General features: G+C 68.3%; 14 protein-coding genes and 4 pseudogenes. 11 read left to right on the plus strand and 7 right to left on the minus strand.

The genetic code is table 11. The annotated features are described in order from the left end of the window. Positions 1–1,304 precede the first annotated feature (1,304 nt). The 3 genes and pseudogenes from GNZ18_RS34670 to GNZ18_RS41560 all read left to right on the plus strand — a co-directional run bounded on the left by GNZ18_RS34670 (position 1,305) and on the right by GNZ18_RS41560 (position 4,720). A pseudogene (locus GNZ18_RS34670) lies at positions 1,305–2,605 on the plus strand (Tn3 family transposase). 27 nt (positions 2,606–2,632) lie between these two features. Continuing rightward, positions 2,633–2,935, plus strand: a complete 303-nt coding sequence (locus GNZ18_RS34680; protein ID WP_156220872.1) for an MmyB family transcriptional regulator — start codon at positions 2,633–2,635, stop codon at positions 2,933–2,935. A 177-nt stretch (positions 2,936–3,112) separates the two neighbouring features. Continuing rightward, positions 3,113–4,720 (plus strand): cyclophilin-like fold protein, encoded by a 1,608-nt coding sequence (locus GNZ18_RS41560; protein ID WP_216651544.1) that lies wholly within the window; start codon positions 3,113–3,115, stop codon positions 4,718–4,720. Here the strand turns inward: GNZ18_RS41560 and GNZ18_RS34695 are convergent. Further along, positions 4,668–5,753: an aminotransferase class V-fold PLP-dependent enzyme gene (locus GNZ18_RS34695; protein ID WP_156220873.1), complete on the minus strand. Its 1,086-nt coding sequence runs from the start codon at positions 5,751–5,753 to the stop codon at positions 4,668–4,670. The two genes, GNZ18_RS41560 and GNZ18_RS34695, sit on opposite strands and share 53 nt — an antisense overlap. Continuing rightward, positions 5,750–6,160: a RidA family protein gene (locus tag GNZ18_RS34700; RefSeq protein ID WP_156220875.1), complete on the minus strand. Its 411-nt coding sequence runs from the start codon at positions 6,158–6,160 to the stop codon at positions 5,750–5,752. Before GNZ18_RS34700 ends, GNZ18_RS34695 begins: the two co-directional genes overlap by 4 nt. A gap of 171 nt (positions 6,161–6,331) precedes the next feature. Here GNZ18_RS34700 and GNZ18_RS34705 point away from each other — a divergent pair, with 171 nt between their 5' ends. The 7 genes from GNZ18_RS34705 (at position 6,332) to GNZ18_RS34730 (ending at position 12,440) form a co-directional block, all read left to right on the plus strand. After that, positions 6,332–7,612, plus strand: a complete 1,281-nt coding sequence (locus tag GNZ18_RS34705; RefSeq protein ID WP_156220877.1) for a M20 family metallopeptidase — start codon at positions 6,332–6,334, stop codon at positions 7,610–7,612. After that, the gene (locus GNZ18_RS34710) at positions 7,609–8,427 is read left to right on the plus strand and encodes an IclR family transcriptional regulator (protein WP_156220879.1); all 819 of its coding nucleotides are present in this window, start codon (positions 7,609–7,611) and stop codon (positions 8,425–8,427) included. Before GNZ18_RS34705 ends, GNZ18_RS34710 begins: the two co-directional genes overlap by 4 nt. Positions 8,428–8,490: 63 nt before the next feature. Beyond that, complete coding sequence (locus GNZ18_RS34715) at positions 8,491–9,447, plus strand: thiamine pyrophosphate-dependent dehydrogenase E1 component subunit alpha (protein ID WP_156220881.1); 957 nt, start codon at positions 8,491–8,493, stop codon at positions 9,445–9,447. Continuing rightward, on the plus strand, positions 9,440–10,450 hold the full coding sequence (locus tag GNZ18_RS34720; protein WP_156220883.1) for an alpha-ketoacid dehydrogenase subunit beta: 1,011 nt from the start codon (positions 9,440–9,442) through the stop codon (positions 10,448–10,450). Before GNZ18_RS34715 ends, GNZ18_RS34720 begins: the two co-directional genes overlap by 8 nt. 32 nt (positions 10,451–10,482) lie before the next feature. Next, entirely contained in the window at positions 10,483–10,875 is a 393-nt protein-coding gene (locus tag GNZ18_RS44155; protein ID WP_376766295.1) for an acetoacetate decarboxylase family protein, read from the plus strand. A 14-nt stretch (positions 10,876–10,889) separates the two neighbouring features. Beyond that, complete coding sequence (locus GNZ18_RS41570) at positions 10,890–11,153, plus strand: hypothetical protein (RefSeq protein WP_216651546.1); 264 nt, start codon at positions 10,890–10,892, stop codon at positions 11,151–11,153. Between the two features lie 846 nt (positions 11,154–11,999). Beyond that, positions 12,000–12,440 carry a site-specific integrase gene (locus tag GNZ18_RS34730; protein ID WP_156220885.1) on the plus strand — a complete coding sequence of 147 codons (441 nt, stop codon included), beginning with the start codon at positions 12,000–12,002 and terminating at the stop codon, positions 12,438–12,440. A 29-nt stretch (positions 12,441–12,469) separates the two neighbouring features. On the opposite strand, the gene GNZ18_RS42760 is transcribed toward GNZ18_RS34730, so the two are convergent. The 4 genes and pseudogenes from GNZ18_RS42760 to GNZ18_RS44165 form a co-directional block, all read right to left on the minus strand. Then, positions 12,470–12,772: a hypothetical protein gene (locus GNZ18_RS42760; protein WP_246250964.1), complete on the minus strand. Its 303-nt coding sequence runs from the start codon at positions 12,770–12,772 to the stop codon at positions 12,470–12,472. Positions 12,773–12,971: 199 nt separating this feature from the next. Further along, a pseudogene (locus GNZ18_RS44160) lies at positions 12,972–13,127 on the minus strand (hypothetical protein); the annotation flags it as partial. A gap of 77 nt (positions 13,128–13,204) precedes the next feature. Then, positions 13,205–14,381, minus strand: a pseudogene (locus GNZ18_RS34740) (IS3 family transposase). A gap of 28 nt (positions 14,382–14,409) precedes the next feature. Further along, complete coding sequence (locus tag GNZ18_RS44165; RefSeq protein ID WP_156220887.1) at positions 14,410–14,688, minus strand: RNA polymerase sigma factor; 279 nt, start codon at positions 14,686–14,688, stop codon at positions 14,410–14,412. Positions 14,689–15,165: 477 nt separating this feature from the next. On the opposite strand from GNZ18_RS44165, the gene GNZ18_RS34750 reads away from it, so the two are divergent. Continuing rightward, positions 15,166–18,774: an NACHT domain-containing protein gene (locus GNZ18_RS34750; RefSeq protein ID WP_173390982.1), complete on the plus strand. Its 3,609-nt coding sequence runs from the start codon at positions 15,166–15,168 to the stop codon at positions 18,772–18,774. A gap of 467 nt (positions 18,775–19,241) precedes the next feature. Here the strand turns inward: GNZ18_RS34750 and GNZ18_RS34755 are convergent. Next, positions 19,242–19,745: pseudogene (locus GNZ18_RS34755) on the minus strand (IS5 family transposase); the annotation flags it as partial. Positions 19,746–19,843 lie beyond the last annotated feature (98 nt).

The raw sequence follows: 19,843 nt of genomic DNA on the forward strand, positions 1-19,843 counted from the left end.
CCTGGAGCAGGCCGTCGAGGCGCTGATCTACGACCACCCCATGCAGACTGCCCCACTCCAGGGGACCTGGAGTGACCTTGCCACCATATGGCGTTACATGCCCCCCACGTCATCGTGAAGGATGTTGACAGGCCCGTGAGGAAGCGATCCACCCTTCGCCACAGCAGCGAAAAGGGCATAAAGGAGCTCGGCGGGCGCCCCTTGTCGTGACTGGTCGTTCCGTTGCGGGTGGCGTCGGATGGGTGAGGGTTGTTGTAACAGTTTGGTCGCTGTAAGTAGATAATCTGCTGGTTGGTTCTACTTTGCGGGCCACGCCCCCACTGGTCCGCTTTCCGGCGGACCACATTCCGCTCCCCGCAACCGGAGGAGCCTGGACGCCGCGCCGAGCGCGGCTCCCCGGGATCTCTTTGTGCCGCGCTGGACGACCTGGTGGCCGTGCATTGGACGGTGACGAGCGGTGGATGCTCGCGCGGGTGGTGGCGCTGATCAAGGAGCTGTTCGGCGTCGACTACACCCGGCCCGGGCGACGGGGGCGGTCAGGGCGAGCGGCAAGGCCGCACTGAGGGCGGTGAGCACGATGAGCGGCGTGGAGCGTGACGTCCGCATCGGCGGGTTCCTCCTGTGTGGTGACGATGGGGGTCGGCGGACATCGGACCTCCATCTCATCACTGTCAGTAAATATCCATAACAAATAGCGAGCTATCTCTGTGTGACGCCGACGCCGGGACGCCTCACCATGGCAGCGTGCGCAGCGCAACGGCCGGCCCGGGACGATTACCTCCCCTGGCCGCTGCCACAAGGCCCAACGCGCTGACCTGCGGCGCTTGACAGCAACCGATTCCACATAATCGGCGGCAACCTGGGCCTGCTCGGCTCCGCCGAACAGGCGCCGCGGGTGCTGGCCGGCCTCGCCCGCCTCGCCAACCCCGGCGCGCAGATCCTGGCCAACGGCCACGCCCCCGCGCCGTCGACGACCCCGACCACACCCGCTACCACCACAACAACACCGCCGCCGAGCGGCTGCCCGGACAGGTCCGGATGCGCGTGCGCTACCGGCGGTGGGCCTCCCCTGGTTCGACCGGCTCCTGCTCAGCGCCGCCGAACTCGCCGACCTGGTCGACGGCAGCCCCTGGGCGCTGGAGTCGTGCTCGGCCTGCGACCCCACCGGCTTCTACCTCGCCCACCTGACCCTGCGCGGCCCCGGCCAGGAACGCACCGCCTCGGCGATCCGGCTGGAACAGCTGGTGGAGGACCACCGCAGCGAGGTGTCGTTGCTGGACATCGTCACCAAGGTGGCGCACTGGGTGCCGTGGTGGCGGCCGTTCGGTCCGCTGTCAGGATCAGATCCCAAGCTGCGCAACCCGCGGGCCCGCTACAGCCTGGTGACCTTCACCTACGGCACCAACATGGGCCCTTACCAGATGGCCAGGCATCTGCGCGGGCAGGTGTCGGCGCATGAGATCTCGGTGCCGGGCGACAAGCACATCACCGCGGCGAACCTGGTGACCGCGTCGGGCCGGCTGGCCGATGAGTACATGCGGCTGGACGTGGCGCAGCTGTGGGGCGACGGCACCAAGGTCGGCGCCGACGGCACCCAGATGGACACCTGGGACGACAACCTCCTCGCCGAGACCAGCGTCCGATATGGGGGCTACGGCGGCATTGCATACAGGCACATCGCCGATTCCTACATCGCCTTGTTCTCAAGATTCATTCCCTGTGGGGTGTGGGAGGCGGTGCACCTGTTCGAGGGGCTGCTGGACAACGAGTCCGAACAGGTCGACCCCGAGCAGATCCATGCGGACACGCAAGGGCAGTCGCTGCCGGTCTTCGGCCTGGCCACGATGCTGGGGGTGGAGTTGCTGCCGCGCATCCGCGACTGGAAGGACCTGGTCTTCTACAAGCACAGCGCCAACGCCTCCTTCGCCCACATCGGGCCGCTGTTCGGCGACGACGACACCTTCGGCGGCGACAACACCTCGCAGGTCATCAACTGGGACCTGATCGAGGAACACTGGATCGACCTGCCGCGCGTGATGATCTCCATCCGGGAGGGGAAGATCTCCTCCTCGGTGCTGCTGCGGCGGCTGGGCAACGAGTCCCGCAAGAACCGCATCTACAAGGCGTTCCGCGAACTGGGCCGGGTGACCAGGACGATCGTGCTGCTCCGGTTCCTCTCCGAACCCGAGCTCAGAGAGTCGATCACCGCGATCACCAACCGGGTCGAGGCTTCCACGGCTTCGCCAAGTGGCTGGGGTTCGGCCACGACGGCGTACTGACCGACAACGACCCCGACCACATGGAGAAGCTGGTCAAATTCAACGAGCTGCTGGCCAACATCGTGATCTACTACAACGCCGCGGAGCTGACGGCGATCCTCAACCAGCTGCGCACCGAACGCGACGACCAGGGCAACAAGTACGTGCTCAAGCCCGAGGACATCGCCGTGCTGTCGCCGTACGCGCGGGCCCACATCCGCCGTTTCGGCGACTACACCCTGGACGACACCCCGCCTGACGGGACTGTGGAACACCACCTCGACCTCGATGACGACGACGCCGGAGAGGACACCGTGAGTGGTGTCGCGGACGCGTCCGCCGCGTGAGGCCAGTGATCACGGCCTAGTTCGCGGGTGTCAGGAGGAGGCAGGCCCGGCCTCGGTCGAAGGCCCGCCCGCACCCGCTGGGCCCAGCACACCGTCCGTCTGCACCACGCCGGCACCAAGACCTTCCACCACCCGACAGTCGGCGACCTCACCCTCGACTACGAATCCATCGACCTGCACGCCGACCCCGGCCTGAACCTGACCGTTTACGCCGCCGCCCCCGACAGCCCCTCCCATGACGCCCTGCGCCTGCTCGCGAGCTGGGCCGCCACCCTCGACGCCGCTTCCCACCTCCCGCAAGAGGACCAACCGCACCACCAGGGCCAGTAGCCCGACCTGCCGGGCAGGGCCGCGAAGACCGTCCGCGCCGGCACGAGAACTCCCTCACCGGATCGAGCGCCCGTGAGGCCGGTCCGGCCATGCGTCCAGCCGCGCAGGAAACGCAGATCAGCGGCCCGGCGGAAGCGACCTGGCCTGCTCCATCGACCATCTGAAAGGAACGTGCCCGTGCTACCGACGACCCTTATCGTCGGGTCGCTCGCGATGCTGCTCGCCCTCACCGGGTGCGCCGTCACCGGCCCGGCACCCGCGGCTTCCGGACCGGACGCTTCGGCATCCACGCCGCTGGCCTCCTCGCCCGCGACCGCCGGCATGACGGACACCCCGAACGCCACCCCGGCCCGTGCGTCTTCGGCCACCGCCTCCCTCCCGCGCCAGGTCGAAGGCAGCATCGTGCGCTTCACCGCGCGCGGCGTCTCCGTCGACGTGGTCATCGGCGCCGACAGCGCCACCACCCGGGACTTCCTCTCGATGCTCCCGCTGACCCTCACCTTGGAGGAGTTCAGCGGCCGCGAGAAGATCGGCTACCTCCCGCGCAAGCTGGATACGGCCGGCTCACCCGGATCAGACCCCGAGGACGGCGACCTCATCTACTTCGTGCCCTGGCGCACCCTCGGCTTCTACTACAACACCGCCGGCATCGGCCACTCCGACCAAGTGATCCACCTTGGCACCTACAAAGCCACCGCCGAACTGCTCGAAAAGCTTCAGGGCGGCGACGTGACCGTCACCTGGCCGGGTGAAGCCCGGTCTCGCGACCCATGCCTGGTTCCAATCAAAGAGCTGGGTCAGTTCAGATCTTCAGTGATCGTCCAGTTGCGGAGCACAAACCCCGAGGTGCACAGCCTGAAGGATCTGATTGGCGATCTCGCTCGCATGCACCGGACCACCAGCGGCGGCGACCGCGGCGTCGAGCCTGAGCAGATCCAAGCCGACCTGGCTGCGCTGGAACGTGACGGCTACGTCGTCCTGGCCGACCGGCTCAGCCGCGATGAATTCGACAGTCTTCGCGCCGAACTCATCACGCTGCTTGGCCAGACAGGACGCAACGCCTTCGAGGGCCACCGCGCCCAGCGGATCCACAGCGTGCTCAACAAGACCCGTTGTGTTCAACCCGGCGAGGATGCCCAGCTGCTGCACCCCGACGATGGCTTCTATCCGGTTCCCCGCCCCCGACCGGAGCTGTCGGTGGCCACCATTTGGGCAATCGACGACTTCACCGAGGCCAACGGCGCAACCGTTCTCATCCCCGGGAGTCATCGCTGGCCGGACGGCAGGACCCCGACCGGCGCGGACTCCCGCCTGGCCGCCGCAATGCCCGCTGGCTCTTGCGCCTGTTCGTCGGCACCCTCTGGCACGGCGGCGGCGCCAACCACAGTGCCACACCACGCCTTGCCGCCACCGCCCAGTACTGTCAGCCCTGGCTGCGGGCCCAGGAGGCGTTCACCCTCTCCACCAGCCACGACGCCGCCGGCGTGGTCAACGGCATGCACCCCGAACGCCTCATGGACCGCCGCTGACCTCCTGCTCGGACCGGGACTGGCGCCGACGACGTCGCAGTGGCCGGGGATCATCGCGCGGGTTCTCGGCGGTCAGCGGCCGCATCGCCTCGATCCAACGGAGGGACCCCGGTTCCGGTATCGGATTCCGTATCGACTCAGGTCACGACGAGCACGGCTTACGTTATATGAGCCGTGCAGCCCGTCCTCGGCCCCCAGAAGGTCTACCTCTCTGCGAGGCTACTCAGCGTCGTTCGTACGTCGTCCTCGTTGTTGAAGTAGTGGAAACCGAAACGCACGCGGTCGCCGAGCGCGGTCGCTCGCACGCCTTGTTCGCGCAGCCGCGCGGACAGGCGGTCAGCGTGGTCGGTGTGCAGCACGACGATCTGCGAGAGCGGGCCGCTCACCACGCGCCGGTAGCCGATGCCTGCCGCCTGCGCGGTGAGCTGCCCGGCGAGGTCGAGGCAGTGCCGCTCGACGCGGTCGGCGTCCAGCGAGCCGAGCAGGCGCAGCGCCGCGCAGGCGCCGAGCCAGGAGAACCAGGCGGGGAACGTGTCGCACCGGCCGGCGTCGTCGGCCAGCCGCATGGGGCCGCCGAAGTAGCCGTGCGGCGGGCTGGTGGACTTCCAGCTCGGCGCGAGCGCCGTCAGCTCGCCGAGCCGGTCCGGCCTGGTGACGAGCCAGGCCGCGCCACGCGGGCACAGCCTCCATTTGTAGCCGTGCACGGCCAGGTGATCTGGACGCACGGCCGCCGGGTCGAAGCGCAGCGCGCCCAGCGACTGCGTCAGGTTGACGAACAGTCGCGCGCCCACCCGGTCGGTCGCCTCCCGCAGGGCGGCCAGGTCGAGCCGCTGCCCTTCCCTGCTGGTCACCTCGCTGACCGCGAGGAGCACGGTGTCGTGGTCCAGCGCAGCGATCAGGTCCTCCACCCGGGTCGCGCCGTCGCGGGCCCGGACGGCAACCACGTCATGCTGTGCCAGCCACGGGAACAGGTTGCTGCGGAACTCCTCGGCCGCCACCACGACCCGGCCGCGCGGCAGGGAGCCCGCGACCGTGGCGGCGGCCTCGGCGAGCGAGCCGAGCGTCGAGATCGTGGCGGGGTCGGCCCCGACCAGCTGGGCGAACAGGGTGCGGGCCTCGCCCGCCGCCGCGTCCCATGCCGGCCAATCGAGCTCGCCGCTGGACCACGCGGACACGGCCTCGTGCAGGACATCGGTCACCGGTCGTGCGCCGGGCGGCACACCCGGCGTGTCCAGCCAGACCGTTGACCGCAGTGCGGGGAAGAGGCCGCGGAAGTCCTCCGGGCTCATCGGCGCGGCAGGGCGGCCACGCCCTCGATCTCGACGGTCAGCTCCGGGGCGGCCAGGGCCGTGACCACGGCAAGCGAATGGGCGGGCCAGTCGCCGTCGGGGTACCACTTCGCGAACGTCTCCGCCCGCGCCGCGCGGCAGCCTTGGATGTGTTCGGCGCCCGCGACCAGGGTGAACAGCTTCACCAAGTCGTGTGGCCCAGCCCCGAGCGAGTCGAGCAGCCGCTCGATGTTGGCGAAGATCTGCCGCGTCTGCGTTTCGGCGTCGGGGCCCGCGAGCGTGCCGTCCGGCAGCGCGCCGACCTGGCCGGAGATCATCACCAGCTCGTGGCCGGCCGGCACGGAGGCGAGGTGGCTGTACTGGCCGATCGGCGGGGCCAGCGTGCCGGGATTCCAGCGGCGGATCATCGGTGAGCTCCTCCTCGGAGATCGGTTCTGAGGTGTGAGCACGCTAGGCAAGTGTGACCTGGCCTTTCACGTGTCCGCATACTGAATTTCAGATAGTCGAGAAACGGGTTCATTCTGATGCGGTGCAGCGAGGCGACAGCGCACAGTGAACGGCCAAAGGGAGGTGACCGGATGCCACCGCAACCGAGTGACGCCGAGGTGTTGGCCCAGGTGGAGGCGCTGGCCGAGGACATGCTGGAGCTGCTGTCCGCGAGCGTCCGCCAGGCCGGCGAGAGCGGCTGGGAGGACCGGGGGACCGGCCTGTACGCGGAGTGGTTCGCACGCCGGGGCTGGCCGGTTGTCCGGCAGCCGATCGTAGCGACCGGGCTGGCGGACGGCGAACCGCGGGCCGAGTGGAGGGAGAACCTCATCGCCTGGTTCCGCGGACGCCGCGGGCGGCCCTGCATGGTCGTCAACGGCCACCTCGACGTTGTGCCCGCGGGTGATGAGCAGGCGTGGACGCATCCGCCGTACGCCGGGGTTCGTGCCGGCGGCCGGGTGTACGGACGGGGCTCGGTGGACATGAAGGGCGGCATCGCAGCCGGCCTGTACGCGCTTGCCGCGTTGGAGGACCTCGGCGTCGAGCCGGACATCGACGTGGCCGTCGAGCTTGTCGTCGCCGAGGAGACGACCGGCGTGGGCACCCGGGCGGCGGCCTTGGAGGTCCCGGATCCGGTCGCAGCCCTGATCCTGGAACCGACCGGCGGCGCGATCGTGCCGATCAGCACGAGCCTGCAGTTCTTCACCGTGGACGTCACCGGGCGCTCTGCGCACACCTCGGCGCCGTGGCGCGGGGTGGACGCCTTCGAACGGCTGATCTGGGTGCGTGAGGCCCTGGTCGAGCTCGGCCGCAAGCGGGGTGAGGGTTACCGGCATCCGCTGTTCGCGGACGTGCCGACCGCGATCCCCTTCGCCATCGGCACCGCGAGTGCGGGGAACTGGCGGGCGGCGGTCCCCGATCATGCCACGATGTCCGGCCGGATCGGGGTCGCGCCGGGCGAGTCGGTGGAGGCGGTGCGCGGCGAGTTCCAGCGCGTCCTCGACCAGGTGGCCGCCACCGACGACTGGCTGCGTGCGCACCCGCCGATCGTGCGCTGGGACGGCGAGGGCAGGACCGGGTGGGAGACGCCCGTCGAGCACGAGTTGATCGTTGCGCTCCGCAACGCGCAGCGCACGTGCATGGGCGCCGAGCGGCTGACCGGGTTCACCGCCGGCTCCGACGCCGCCTTCTTCGGCGCGGCCGGGGTGCCGACGGCCGTGTTCGGGCCCGGCGAGGTGGTCAGGGCGCACAGCCCGGACGAGTTCGTCGAGGAGGACGCGGTGGTGCAGGCCGCGGGAGTGCTCGCCCTCGCCCTGCGAGATCTGACCGGGCGAGACCTGACCGGGCGAGACCTGCCGGGGAGGCGGGCATGAGCGAGAAGACCGTCCTGCACACGCTGGAGCGCGGCCTGCAGGTCCTGGAGGCCGTGGCCGTCGCCGACGGCGCTGCCACCGCGAAGGTACTCAGCCGCCAGCTCGGCATCAAACTCGGCACCTGCTACCACCTGCTGCGCACCCTGCTGGCCAGCGGTTACGTGGTGCGCCTGCCCGGCGGCCGCTACGACGTCGGCCACCGCGCGGCGTCGCTGAACAGGCACCTCCAGCGCAGGTCGGGCCCGTCACCGGAGCTAACGGTGATCCTGACCCGGTTGCACAACAGGACACACGAGACGTCCTACATCTCCGGCTGGTACCACGGGACGCTGACGCTGCAGCACTACATCTCCGGGCTGCACACGGTCAGCGTCGGCAATCTCGACGTGGGCTACACCGGCCACATGCACGCCCGCGCCTCCTGCAAGGCGGTGCTCGCCTTCCTGCCGGAGGAGCAGGTGGCGGCGATGTTCAAGGGAGTGGAGCTCGCGGCGGTCACCCCGCACACGATCGTCGACTACGACCACCTCACCGTCGAGCTGGCCCGGGCGCGCAGGCAGGGCTACGCAGTGGACCGCGAGGAGTTCAGCGAGGGCGTGTGCTGCGTGTCCGCGCCTTTCTTCGACGAGACGGGCTCGCCGACGGGCGCGTTCACGGTGTCCGTCCCAACTGCCCGGTTCCACGTGCGGCAGGTCACGCTGACCATGGCGGTCCGCGAGGCGGCCTCGATGGCGACCGGTTTCCTGCGCGCCGGGCACCTGGCCGTGCTTCCCGCCGAGCGGGGCAAGTCGCCCGGCCACCGGGACGCGTCATGACGTCCCGATAGCAAGCCGGCGACCAGGGATCTCGTACCGAGACAGAGGAGAGTGGGTACCCCCATGCCTGAAACAGCCATGCTGCTCGACCATCTGGAGTCGATGCGGCGGATCAGGTTCTTCGAGGAAGAGGTCGCCCGCCTGCGGGCGCGAGGTGACGTCGTCGGATCCGTCCATCTGTGCAACGGGCAGGAGGCGATCTACACCGGTGCCTGCGCGGCGCTGGACCTGAGCCGCGATGCGGTCTTCCCCACCTATCGTGGGCACGGGTGGACGCTGGCCTGCGGCGTGCCACCGTACCCGCTGTTCGCCGAGCTGCTCGGCCGCCAGAGCGGGATCAACGGCGGCCGGGGCGGGTCGGCGTACCTGACGGCGCCTGAGTACGGCATGTACGGCGAGAATTCCATCGTCGGCGCGGGCGCCCCGATCGCCGCCGGTGCGGCGCTGGCCGCCGCCTACGACGGGTCGGGCAGGGTCGCGCTCGCCGCGTTCGGTGACGGCGCGATGAACCAGGGCGCGGTGCACGAGGCGATGAACTTCGCCGCCGTACGCCGCCTTCCGGTGATCTTCCTGGTGGAGAACAACCACTACTCGGAGCTGACGCCGATCGCCGACATGGTGCGGGTGGACCGCCTGTTCAAGCGCGCGTCCGCGTACGGCATGCCGGGGGCGCGGATCGACGGCAACGACCCCGCGGCCGTCCGCGAGGCCGTCTCCAAGGCGGCCGGGCGGGCCCGTTCCGGCGAGGGACCTGTGCTGCTGGAGGCCATGACGCAGCGACTCGTCGGGCACTACATCGGCGACGCCCAGCACTACCGCCCCGCCGGAGAGATGGAGCGGGCGCTGGCCGACGAGCCGATCATCCGGCTCTTGGCCGTCCTGCGCGCCGCGGGCGTCGACCAGGACGAACTGGACGCCGGCGCGGACCGCGTGCACGCCGAGATCGCCGAGGCCTCGAAGCGCGCGCTCGCCGACCCGCCGGCCGACCCGACCACCGTCCTGGAGCACCTGTATGCCTGAGCAGACCAAACGCCTCTCCTACGCCGAGGCCGTCAACGCCGCGCTCCGCCGCGCGCTGGAGGAACGGCCGGAGACCCTGCTGTTCGGCGAGGACGTGGCCGTACCCGGCGGCGTCTTCGGCGTGACCAAGGGGCTGCGCAAGCAGTTCGGCGACAGGGTGTTCGATACGCCGATCTCCGAGTCGGCCATTCTCGGTGGAGCCATCGGCGCCGCGATGTTCGGACGCCGGCCGATCGCCGAGATCATGTGGGCCGACTTCTCGCTGGTGGCCTTGGACCAATTGGTCAACCAGGCGGCCAACGCCCGCTACGTCTCGCGCGGCTTGCTGGGCGCGCCGATCACCGTACGCACCCAGCAGGGCAGCGCCCCGGGCGCTTGCGCGCAGCACTCGCAGAGCCTGGAAGCCTTCTTCGCCCACGTCCCCGGACTGCGCGTGTGCATGCCCGCCACCCACCAGGACGCCTACGACCTCCTGCTGTCGGCGATCTGGAGCGACGACCCGGTGATCGTCATCGAGAACCGCACGCTTTACCACGCCGGCAAGCAGGACGTGCGGCTGGGCGGGGCCGTGCCGCCCGTCGGAGGCGCCGCGGTGCGCAGGCCGGGATCGGACGTCACCGTGCTGACGTGGGGAGCCGTCCAGCAGGAGGCGCTGGCCGCGGCGGAGCGCCTGTCGGTACAGGGGATCGAGACCGAGGTCCTCGACGCCCGATGGATCCGACCGCTCGACCTGGACGCCGTGCTCGGCAGCCTCGCGCGTACCGGCCGGCTGGTCGTGGTGCACGAGGCGCACACCACCGGCGGGGTCGGCGGCGAGGTCGTCGCCGCGATCGCCGAGGCGGGGGTGCCGTTGCGGTCCGCGCCGATCCGCGTTGGCGCGCCGCCGGTACGGATCCCGGCCGCGCCGTCGCTGGCGCAGGCCGTCATCCCGGCCGCCGACGTGATCGCCGGCGCGCTGACCAGATCGGTGCATGGCACCGCCGTACCGGCCAGAAGGGAGTGAACGTGCTCGCCACGGACAGGACCGCGGTCTCCATGCCCGCGTTCGCGCCCCTCTACGGCCTCGGCAGCGAGACGGCGTCGCTGCGCTGGCTGACCGTCGAGTACCGGACCCGCCCGGACGTCCTCGCGCGAGTGCTGCCACCGCCGCTGTGCCCTACCGAGGAGCCGATCGCCGCCGTCTGGGTCGCCGAGTTCGTCAGCGCAAGCTTCCACCTGCCGGACGGCGGTGTGGAACGGCGGCCACCGTACATGCAGGCCGGGGTGTGCGTGCGCTGCCGGCGCGCGGACGAGGAGGGGGGCCTACCCGCTCACGTTCTTCATCGATGGGCTCAACCACGGCGTGCTCGGCCGCGAGCTCGCTGGCCTGCCGAAGAAGCAGGCCAGGTCGGTGCGACTGGAGCAGGACGAGACCGGCGTCTCCGGTAGCGAGCGCACTCGCCGTGGTCTCCGAGACCGGCTACGGAACCGCTTCCGGCCTCCTCGACACAGCTCGGGAGCTCTCCAGCCTGTTCGGCATCATCTGCGCCGGAACGGTCCTGATGGCGGAGGAGAGGTCGTCCCTGGCAGGAGGGGCGACCACCGGCGAGGCGTTCGTCAGCGTCTACAGAACGGCCCTCACGGTCGCGGTCATCACCATGGCGGCGGGCGCCGCGATCGGCGCGATCCTCCTGGCCCCTCGAACCGAGGATTCCCTGGGCCTGTGACCCGATCGTGGCGGCCAGTCCAGCTCCCAGAAGCGCCCTGCCGCCTGCTATCAGAACTGGCCGCGTACCACCAGGTCACAGTGGCCACTGGCAGATAACTCGCGGCTCATCGCGCGTTCCCGAGTCCCGGGCCACGAAGTCGAAGCGTCGGCAAGGAAGGCCCACCAGAGGTCATCTGTGGCCATCGGCGCTGGTGGCGGAGGTGACGTCGGGGCGGGCCGCTTGACGTAACGTCTCTTCGCGACCACGCCCAGCCCTCGCGGCGACCGCCTGACCCAGCCCATGACCTGGGGCGGCGCTCGCTGCCTTCACCGCGGCGACGCGGTTATCGGTGCGGAACAGCGCGCACGGCGCCGGATCAATCCCGGTTTGCCCGCCGTCCCTGCGACCGGAACCACTCACGGAACGTACCGCCGCCGCCACGTGACGTCTGGTGACACGTACCGTACCGACACCCCGTCCAGGCCGCAAACGGGAACACTCGACCGGCCACGCTTCCCGGTCGGTCCGCACCGCGCACAGAACTGCCGCTCGGCCAGGGTCTTACCGTGCGGCACCAGCCAGACGGTCTCCAGATCTACCTCGGCGATGGTCAGCGCCGACCACACCGCCCGAACCGTCGCCGCATCCCGCCAGCGCGGGTCAGGCCGGTGGCCATGGGCGACCGGCCTGACGAAGGCCTTAGCTGTCAGCCCGCACCCGGCGCATTGCCGTGCAAGGCGCCGTGCGCGGTGCGGCCGGTCGGGCCGGGCGCAGACGATCGGGGTTCGTGGCGCGGGTGGCGGGACGGGGCTCGCGGGCATCGGGACCTCCCGGACGGGGAGGCGGGCAGGCCTGACGATCACGATGATTCTATCGCGTGAAAGGATTGCGATCGCCGCCTACCTCGCCATCCTCCAAAGCCCCGGCACCCAGCGCGCCTACCGCTCCACCCTGCGGGCCCTGCGCGCCGAGTTCAGCCCGCCCGACGCGCCATTCACCGTCGCAGAGTTCGACACCGACGCCAGCGCCGACCGGGTGACCGACTGGTTCACCGGCCGGTGGGGCCAGCGCGCCCCAGCCACCTTCAACCGCAACCTGGACGCGCTGCGCTCAGCCGTCAGCTACTTGCAAGACCAGCACTGGCTGTCAACCGATCCGACGCGGCGGCTACGCCGACGCGGCCGCACCCCCGACCGCACCCGGGCCCTGTCGCACTCCGAGATCGACGCGCTGTTCGATCAGGACCTGGCGCTACGGGAGCGGACGCTCTACACGCTGCTGTATTCCCTGAACTTCGCTGCTTGATCGTTGCCGACTGCTGTGGGACTTTTGAGTCAGGCCGATGGCGACGGGTCGTCGATCGAGCGGACCAGGGTGGGGACCCCGAGCTCGACCACCGTGCGGCCTTCGGGGCGCCTGTTGAGTTGAGCGAGCTTCTCTTCAGCGCCGCTGAGACCGATCTTGAGCCCTTCGACTTCGCCCAGCCAGCCCTCGCGCTCGGCCTCGATGATGCGTGCGGACAGGTTGTCCCGGATCTCGAAGCCGCTCGCGCTGGGTGGGGTCGGGCCAGAGCATGGGGCAGCGGACGCAGGCGTGTTCGTGGATGCAGGGGGTGCCGAACGCTCGGCCGCAGGCACCGATGGAGACTTTGCGGCGTTCGAAGTGGCCGAGGAACTCTTGCCATTCCTCGTCGGCGGGGACGCGGTATTCCTCGCTCGGGCGGAGCTCGCGGCGGCGCGCCAGGAAGGCCTGGTGAGCCTGGATTGCCTCTTCGGGATAGATCGCCTTGTAGCCGAGAGTGACGTTGATGTCCTGGTGACCGGCGAGGATCTGGGCGATGTGCGGAGGCAGGCCGCCCATGATGGCGTCGGTGATGAACAGCCGACGGAAGTCGTGTGGGGTGTAGTGCAGCGGTCCGCCGGTGGCGGGGTCGGTCAAGCCGGTGTCGGTGAGGGCTTGGGACAGCAGGCGGCGGATGGTTTCGTCGCCGATCCGTCGGTGCTCGGTGCGGACCCCGGCGCTGGAAGTGAGGGGCCCTGCGTTTTCCGGACAGTGGCTTGATGGATGTCCTACGCGGCCTGGTGTCGGCTCAGGTACTCGGTGTGGACCTCCAGAGGGGTCCGGTACCCGATCGCCGAGTGAAGCCTACGTCGATTGTAGAAGCCTTCGATGTATTGGACGACCGCGCTGCGCGCTTTGGCGCGTGTGGCAAATACCATGCGGTGGAGCCACTCGTTCTTCAGGGAGCCGAAGAATGACTCGGCCATGGCATTATCCCAGCACACTCCCGTCCGCCCCACCGAGCGACGCATCCGATACCTGCGTAGATGGCTGCCGAACTCCTCACTGGTGTAGTTCGAACCACGGTCGGAATGGAAAATGCATCCGGGCTCGATGTCGATGTGCCCGGCCGCCGAGTCCAGCGCGGCGTTGATGAGCGAGGTCTTGAAGTGATCGGCCATCGCCCACCCGACGACCATCTTGGAGTGGCAGTCGATGACGGTCGCCAGATAAAGGAAACCCTCCCAGGTAGGGATGTGGGTGATATCGCCGAGGAGTTTGATGCCGGGCCGCTCGGCGGCGAAGTCCCGTTCGACCAGGTCGGGAAGGTCACGCGGGTCGCCGGCCAGGGTGGTGATCGGCCGCCAGGGCCTGGACTGCACCGGCTGCAGGCCCAACTCGCGCATCAACCGCCGGACCAGTCCCGGCAAGACCTGTCCACCGGAACGGGCTGGCACGACGTGGATCCGGCGGTACCCGTAGGTCTCGTGGTTGGCGTCGAACACCGCCTGGATCATCGCTTTCAGGCGCTGTCGTCGTTCCGCGGTCGCCGACACCGGCCGTCCGCGCCATTCGTAATATCCCGATCGTGACACGTGCAACCAGGCACACATGTCGATGACGGCGTGGTCGGCCTTCTCCGCGTCGATGAACTCGTACTTGGCGGTCACCGGTGATCCCTGGCGAAGAAGGCCGCGGCTTTCTTCAGGAACTCGTTCTCTTCGCGGAGTTTACGGTTCTCTCGTTCGAGTTGGAGCTCCCGCCAGCTCTTATGCCCGCCTCCGCCGGTGTCGATGGCGGCCGCGTCGCCGTGCCTCCTGCGGTAGTCCTTCACCCAGTTGCCCAGGGTGGTGTCATGGATCCGACCTCACGCGCAACGTGGGCGATGGGGCGCGGGCCGTCCAGAACCATGCGGACGATCTCGTCCTTGTGCTCCTGGGCGAAATGCCGCCTCTGTCGCACCAACGACCTTCCCTTCCGGTTCTCCCTAACTCTAGCTGGGAAGCTGTCCGGAATCTCCGGGGCACCTCACGCTCCGGCGCCGCTCCTTGTACAGACAGCGAGTGGCGACCTTGTAGAGATAAGCTTCCGGCTTATCTAGGCTGCGGATTGTCTGCCAGTAAAGGCGGGTCGCCAGGAAAGTGTCCTGCACGATATCGTCGGCGGTAGTTTCCCCACTACCAGCATTGATCAGATATCCTCGTAGGGCGCTCATGTTCCGCTCGAAGAACACGGCAAACTCCTCCGCCTCCTTCTGATCATCACCCCTCATCGGGAGAGGCGGTCGGCTCGGGGTGTGAGCTTTTCAGTTGAGGCGTGCAGGCACTCGGTAGCCGGATGACGCGGAATCGTCCTCCGACTTCGTACTCCACTAGTTCACCTCCCGGCGGCAGGAGTCTGATCACCTGCGCGGTCCCGGCGTTGCGCTCGTGCTCCAACGCGATAACCGTCCGTCCGTAGCTGCGGACCGCCAAGTACCGCCAGATCCCAGAGCAGCGTGAGATCGCGGCGATGATGGCACGACCTTGCGCCATAGATGGCTCCCCACATCGATCGGCACGTCAAGGAGTACACCGACTACAGGCGTTACGGAGCCAGATTGGTTGAGTGGAATCGCAAGATCTTCTGCTGCCCGGTCGGTGAACCGCTCAACACATCGCCCGAGCTGCTCTAGCTCGCGGTGTCCGGTTGCGGGCGTATCTAGCTGATGACCTGTGCTGATCGGCCCGGCGCGGCAATGATGGCGGCCATGACAGGCCAGCATACCGATGATGATCGCGAGGGCGCCGAGCGTGAGGGCACCGAACGCATCGCCGACGAGGTCTCCGGTCGCAGTCGGCGAGACCTGGCCAATGGTGCTGACACGGCCACGACGGCGCGCAGGGCGGGCGGCCCACTGGCCAAGTACGTCTTCGGTGTACTCACCGCTGGTCTCGCGATGGTGAGCGCGGCGGTCGCCAGCAATCAGATCCTCAACGACGATAAGTGGGCGCTGAAGTGGGTGTTGCCTGCGCTCGCCTTCACGACGTTGGGGCTGGTGGTGACGGCCGCCCCCGAGCGGGCCGTTGCAGTACCCAGGAGGGTGTCGCGGCGTGAGTACCGGCGGCGGGTGCACGCGTCGACGGAGCAGATGGAGACGGTGGGGGTGGTCACCCAGGCGGAGTATGTGCTGCGCACGCGACAGGTCTACGTCGACGTTGCCCTGCAGCCCCTGCCTGTTACCCAAGCTTCCAGCGATACCGGTGTCGGCCGGCCATCCGGAGTCGCCCCCCAGGAGGCGGGGGTGCGGGTGTCGTTGGCCTCTTTCTTGGCCCCTGCGAGAGTACTGGCAGTGCTGGGCGCGGCAGGGTCGGGCAAGACGACGCTGGCCCGCTACACCGCATTGGACCTCGCCGAGCGGGAGTGGCGGCCGTGGCGCCACAGGTTTTGGCGGCGCCGGCCGCTGCCGCTGCTGCTGTATCTACGGGACCACGCCGAGACGATCCTGACGGGGTCTCAGGAGGGCGGTCGGCGGATCGGGCTGGCAGACGCCGCAGCGGCGGCGCGGTGGCTGGACGGTGTGGTCACCGCCGGCTGGCTGGAGCGCCAGCTCGGCAGGGACCGCTGCGTGGTACTACTCGACGGCCTGGACGAGGTCGCCGACGGCGCCGACCGCAAACGCGTGGTCGACTGGGTCGAACGTCAGATCGCCCGCTACCCCGGTAACGCCTTCGTCATCACTTCTCGGCCCCACGGTTATGAGGATAACCGGCTCGCTAACGCTGAGATCCTGCGTGTGCAGCGGTTCACCACTGATCAAATCCGCGAGTTTCTGCACGCCTGGTACCGGGCCATCGAGCATCGGGCCCGCCAAGGCGACCGCACGCAGATCGACAGAGATGCCGCAGCTGCCGCCCAGGACCTGTTCGACCGTGTCAACGCTCTACCCGCGCTGTACGACCTGGCCGCCAACCCCCTGCTTCTGACCATGATCGCCAACGTGCACCGGTACGGCGGACAGTTGCCCGCCGGCCGCGCCGCCCTGTACGCCGAGATCTGCTTGGTCCTCGTGCACCGCCGCCAGGACGTCCGGGACATCATCATCGACCCGAAAGTCGACGCCTTGACCGGCCAGCAGAAGCAACTCATCGTCCAAGAACTTGCCTGGCACATGATGCGCCACAAACTTCGCGATATCTCCATCACCGAAGCCAGCCGGGCTGTACGCGCTGTACTGCGGCGCACCAACCCCGACCTGGCTCCCGAGGTTTTTCTGAACTATGTCCGCCGCGTCGGCCTACTTGCCGAGCATCGCTACGGCCACTACGGCTTTGTTCACCTCACCTTGCAAGAGCACCTCGCCGCTGAGTCAGCCCGCGAACCCCGCCACGAGGCTCGTCGCCAGCTTCTGATCACCAGCGTCAATGACCCCTGGTGGCGCGAGACCATCCTGCTGTGGGCAGCCGGTACCGACGCCACGCCCTTGGTCCAAGCGTGTCTACAGGCTCGCAGCGTCAACGCCCTCAGTCTCGCCTACGCCTTGGACGCCCAGGCCCGCGAAATCGATCCCGACCTACGCGAGCAACTCAACCAGATTCTTCCCCTTACACCCACAAACCCTGAAGAGGCCCGCCTACTGGACGGCATCGCCGCCGACCGCCTACTGCACACCACTCACAGCCTTCCCGGAGGAACCCGCCTATGCGCCACACCCGTCACCACAGATTTGTGGAACCGCTACACCGCTCACACCAACGCGCCCCCCATCGTCTCTGGGACGACCCAGGGTCCTTGGAGCGCCGACATCCAGGGCCTTCTTACGTGGCTTAACGCGCTCAATCCTGACACCCCTTACCGGTTGCCCACCCCACAAGAAGCCCACCAAGCATTCGCTCAGGGCCACCATCCCGATCTCACCGCCATCTGGGCCAGCACTCCTGGACAAACTCCCTCTCTCGTTCTGCATCCAGGACAACCACATCCCTACGTCCCCACAGCCGAAAAGACCCGTAACCTTCCCGACCTGATCGCCGCCTGCATCTGGCCTCTCATCCACCTCGTCCACCGCGCATCCCCCCACCCGCTGAGCCGCTTGCTCCGTTACGGACGCCCCCGCAACCTCTCCGACCCCATTGACCAAGTGATTCACGTCCTCGACCTCCTCCTCGCCCTCAACCGTGCCCTCGACACAGCCCGCAACTTCGACCACACCCTCGCCCTCGACCCCGACCGTGACCTCAACCAGGTGCTCGATCGCGACCGTGCTCTCAACCTCGCCCTCGACCTCGCCCGCGATCTCGACCGCAACCTGGCCCGCGCCCTCAAACTCGCCAGCGACCTCGATCTCGATCTCGCCCTCTCCCCCGCTCGTGCCCTCGACCTCGCCCGCGCCTTCGCCCGCGACCTCGCTCGCGCCCTCCACAATGCTCACGACCTTGCCCGTGACCTTGCCCGCGCCCGCGGCCTAGCCCTCGACCGCGCCTACGACCTCGCGCGTGCACCTGCGCTCGACAGCGCCCGTGATCTCGAGCGCGTTCTTGGCCACGCCCGCGACCTCGCACGCGATCTCGACCCCGATCTCGGCCTCGAAATTGACCGCAACATCGGGCTCGACGTCGTCCTCGACATCGCCCTCGAAGTCGACCGTGCCGTCGACCGCGACCTCGACGATGACTTCGACCTTGCCCTCGATCACGATCTCGCTGTCGACCTCGCCCTCGACCTCGCTCGCGACCTCGCCCTCGCCCTTGCCCTCGACCGCGACCTTGACCGCGACCTCGCACGCGACCTCGCCCTTGACCGCGACCTCGCCCTCGGCCTCGACCGCGGCCTCGACCGCGACCTCGCTGTCGCCCGGATGGTCGGTACGGTCCTTGATGACGTGGATCTGCCGACACAATTCTCGCTCGCACGAAGTTGTGTCGATCTAGTCGGTCACTACTTCGCCAATGTCGACCGTCGAACCCCCCGGCCAGGTAGGACCCGTCAACCAGCCTTGGGAGCCGGCTTTCGCCTCTTCCTCACTCACGAACTGGACAAGACGGGGAGTTTTCGCTCGCCGGCCGATGACCCGACTGCCGTACTCCAACGTTTGATCAATGTTCAGAATAGCAATCCGGCACCGCTAGCGCCGGAAGTTGATCGGATGCTGAAAGGTGCATTGCGCCTACTCGACCCTCTGGTAGAGCGGAGTCGCCCGATCAGGCCGACTGACCTGGTATTTGCCTCAATGCTTGTGATGGCGGCGATCTCACGACTGCAAGAGAAGAAGCGGGTACACGTAGAACTGATACGAGAGCTAACCAGCACCCTCGCTACCCTGATCGCTCTCATCTCCACCACACCTACTGGCGTCGCCGTGGTTCTGGCGCGAGCATGAGCACGTTTTCAGAGCCCGTCAGGGACTTCACAGAAAATCACGGCCTGCCGTCTTTGCTCGATGGCTTCGAAGTTTAATGCAGCACTCACCGGAAGTCATCGGTGTCCCCAGTCGATATCTCCCGGACCTTCCTGCCACCGTCGTACCGAATCGTTAAGCGCACGATGTAAGCCAGCTGGCCGTCTTCTGCCTGTGCCATCGCGAAGGGCGCCGTGTCGCGGTGCGGCTCGGGTTCCAGGCGGAGGATGAACCTGTCAGCTGCTCCCGGTTGCAGCTCGTGTGCTGGGCCGAGGCCCTCGGGATCGCGGGGAAAGATCGGCTCATCACGGCAGAGCCGCGAGGCACGCCTCACCGCATTTCCGGCCCGCCGTGACCCCACATGCCCGCACCGGCCAACGGTTCGAACCGAGAACGACTCACTCATCCCCATGCCGGCACACGTTGCCGCCTAGGGCCTGTTTCTTGGATCAGGTGCGCAGCCAGATGAGCAGGATGGCAACGCTGACGGTGCCGGTGAAGATGTAGGCACGTTTGTCAAAACGGGTGGCCGCGGCCCGGAACTGTTTGATGCGGTTGATGGCTCGCTCGACGGTGTTGCGGTGCTTGTAGCGCTCGGAGTCGAAGCGGGGCGGGCGCCCGCCCCGGCGGCCGCGGTTGCGGCGGTATCGCCGCTGGTCGGCCGGTTCGGGAATGGTGTGTGCGATCCCGCGCCGCCGCAGGTGAGCACGGTTGGCACGCGAGGAGTAGGCCTTGTCCGCCAACACGTGATCGGGACGGCGGCGCGGGCGGCCCGGCCCCATCCTTGCGACATTGATGGCGTCCAGGACGGCGATGAACTGCGGACAGTCGCCCCACTGACCAGGAGTGATGAGAAAGGACAGGACCCGGCAGCGCCCATCGGCGGCCAGATGGATCTTGGTGGACAACCCGCCCCGCGAGCGTCCTAGGTCCTGTCCGGTGGATCTGGGTGTTTGGCTGAGGCTGATCTGTGTCCTGGGTTGTGATGGTGGACATGGTGCGTCGTCATGAGCTCACCGATGCCGCCTGGGCGCGGATCGAGCCGTTGTTG

It is taken from the genome of Actinomadura litoris, assembly GCF_009733595.1.
In the GTDB taxonomy this organism is placed as follows: Bacteria; Actinomycetota; Actinomycetes; order Streptosporangiales; family Streptosporangiaceae; genus Spirillospora; species Spirillospora litoris.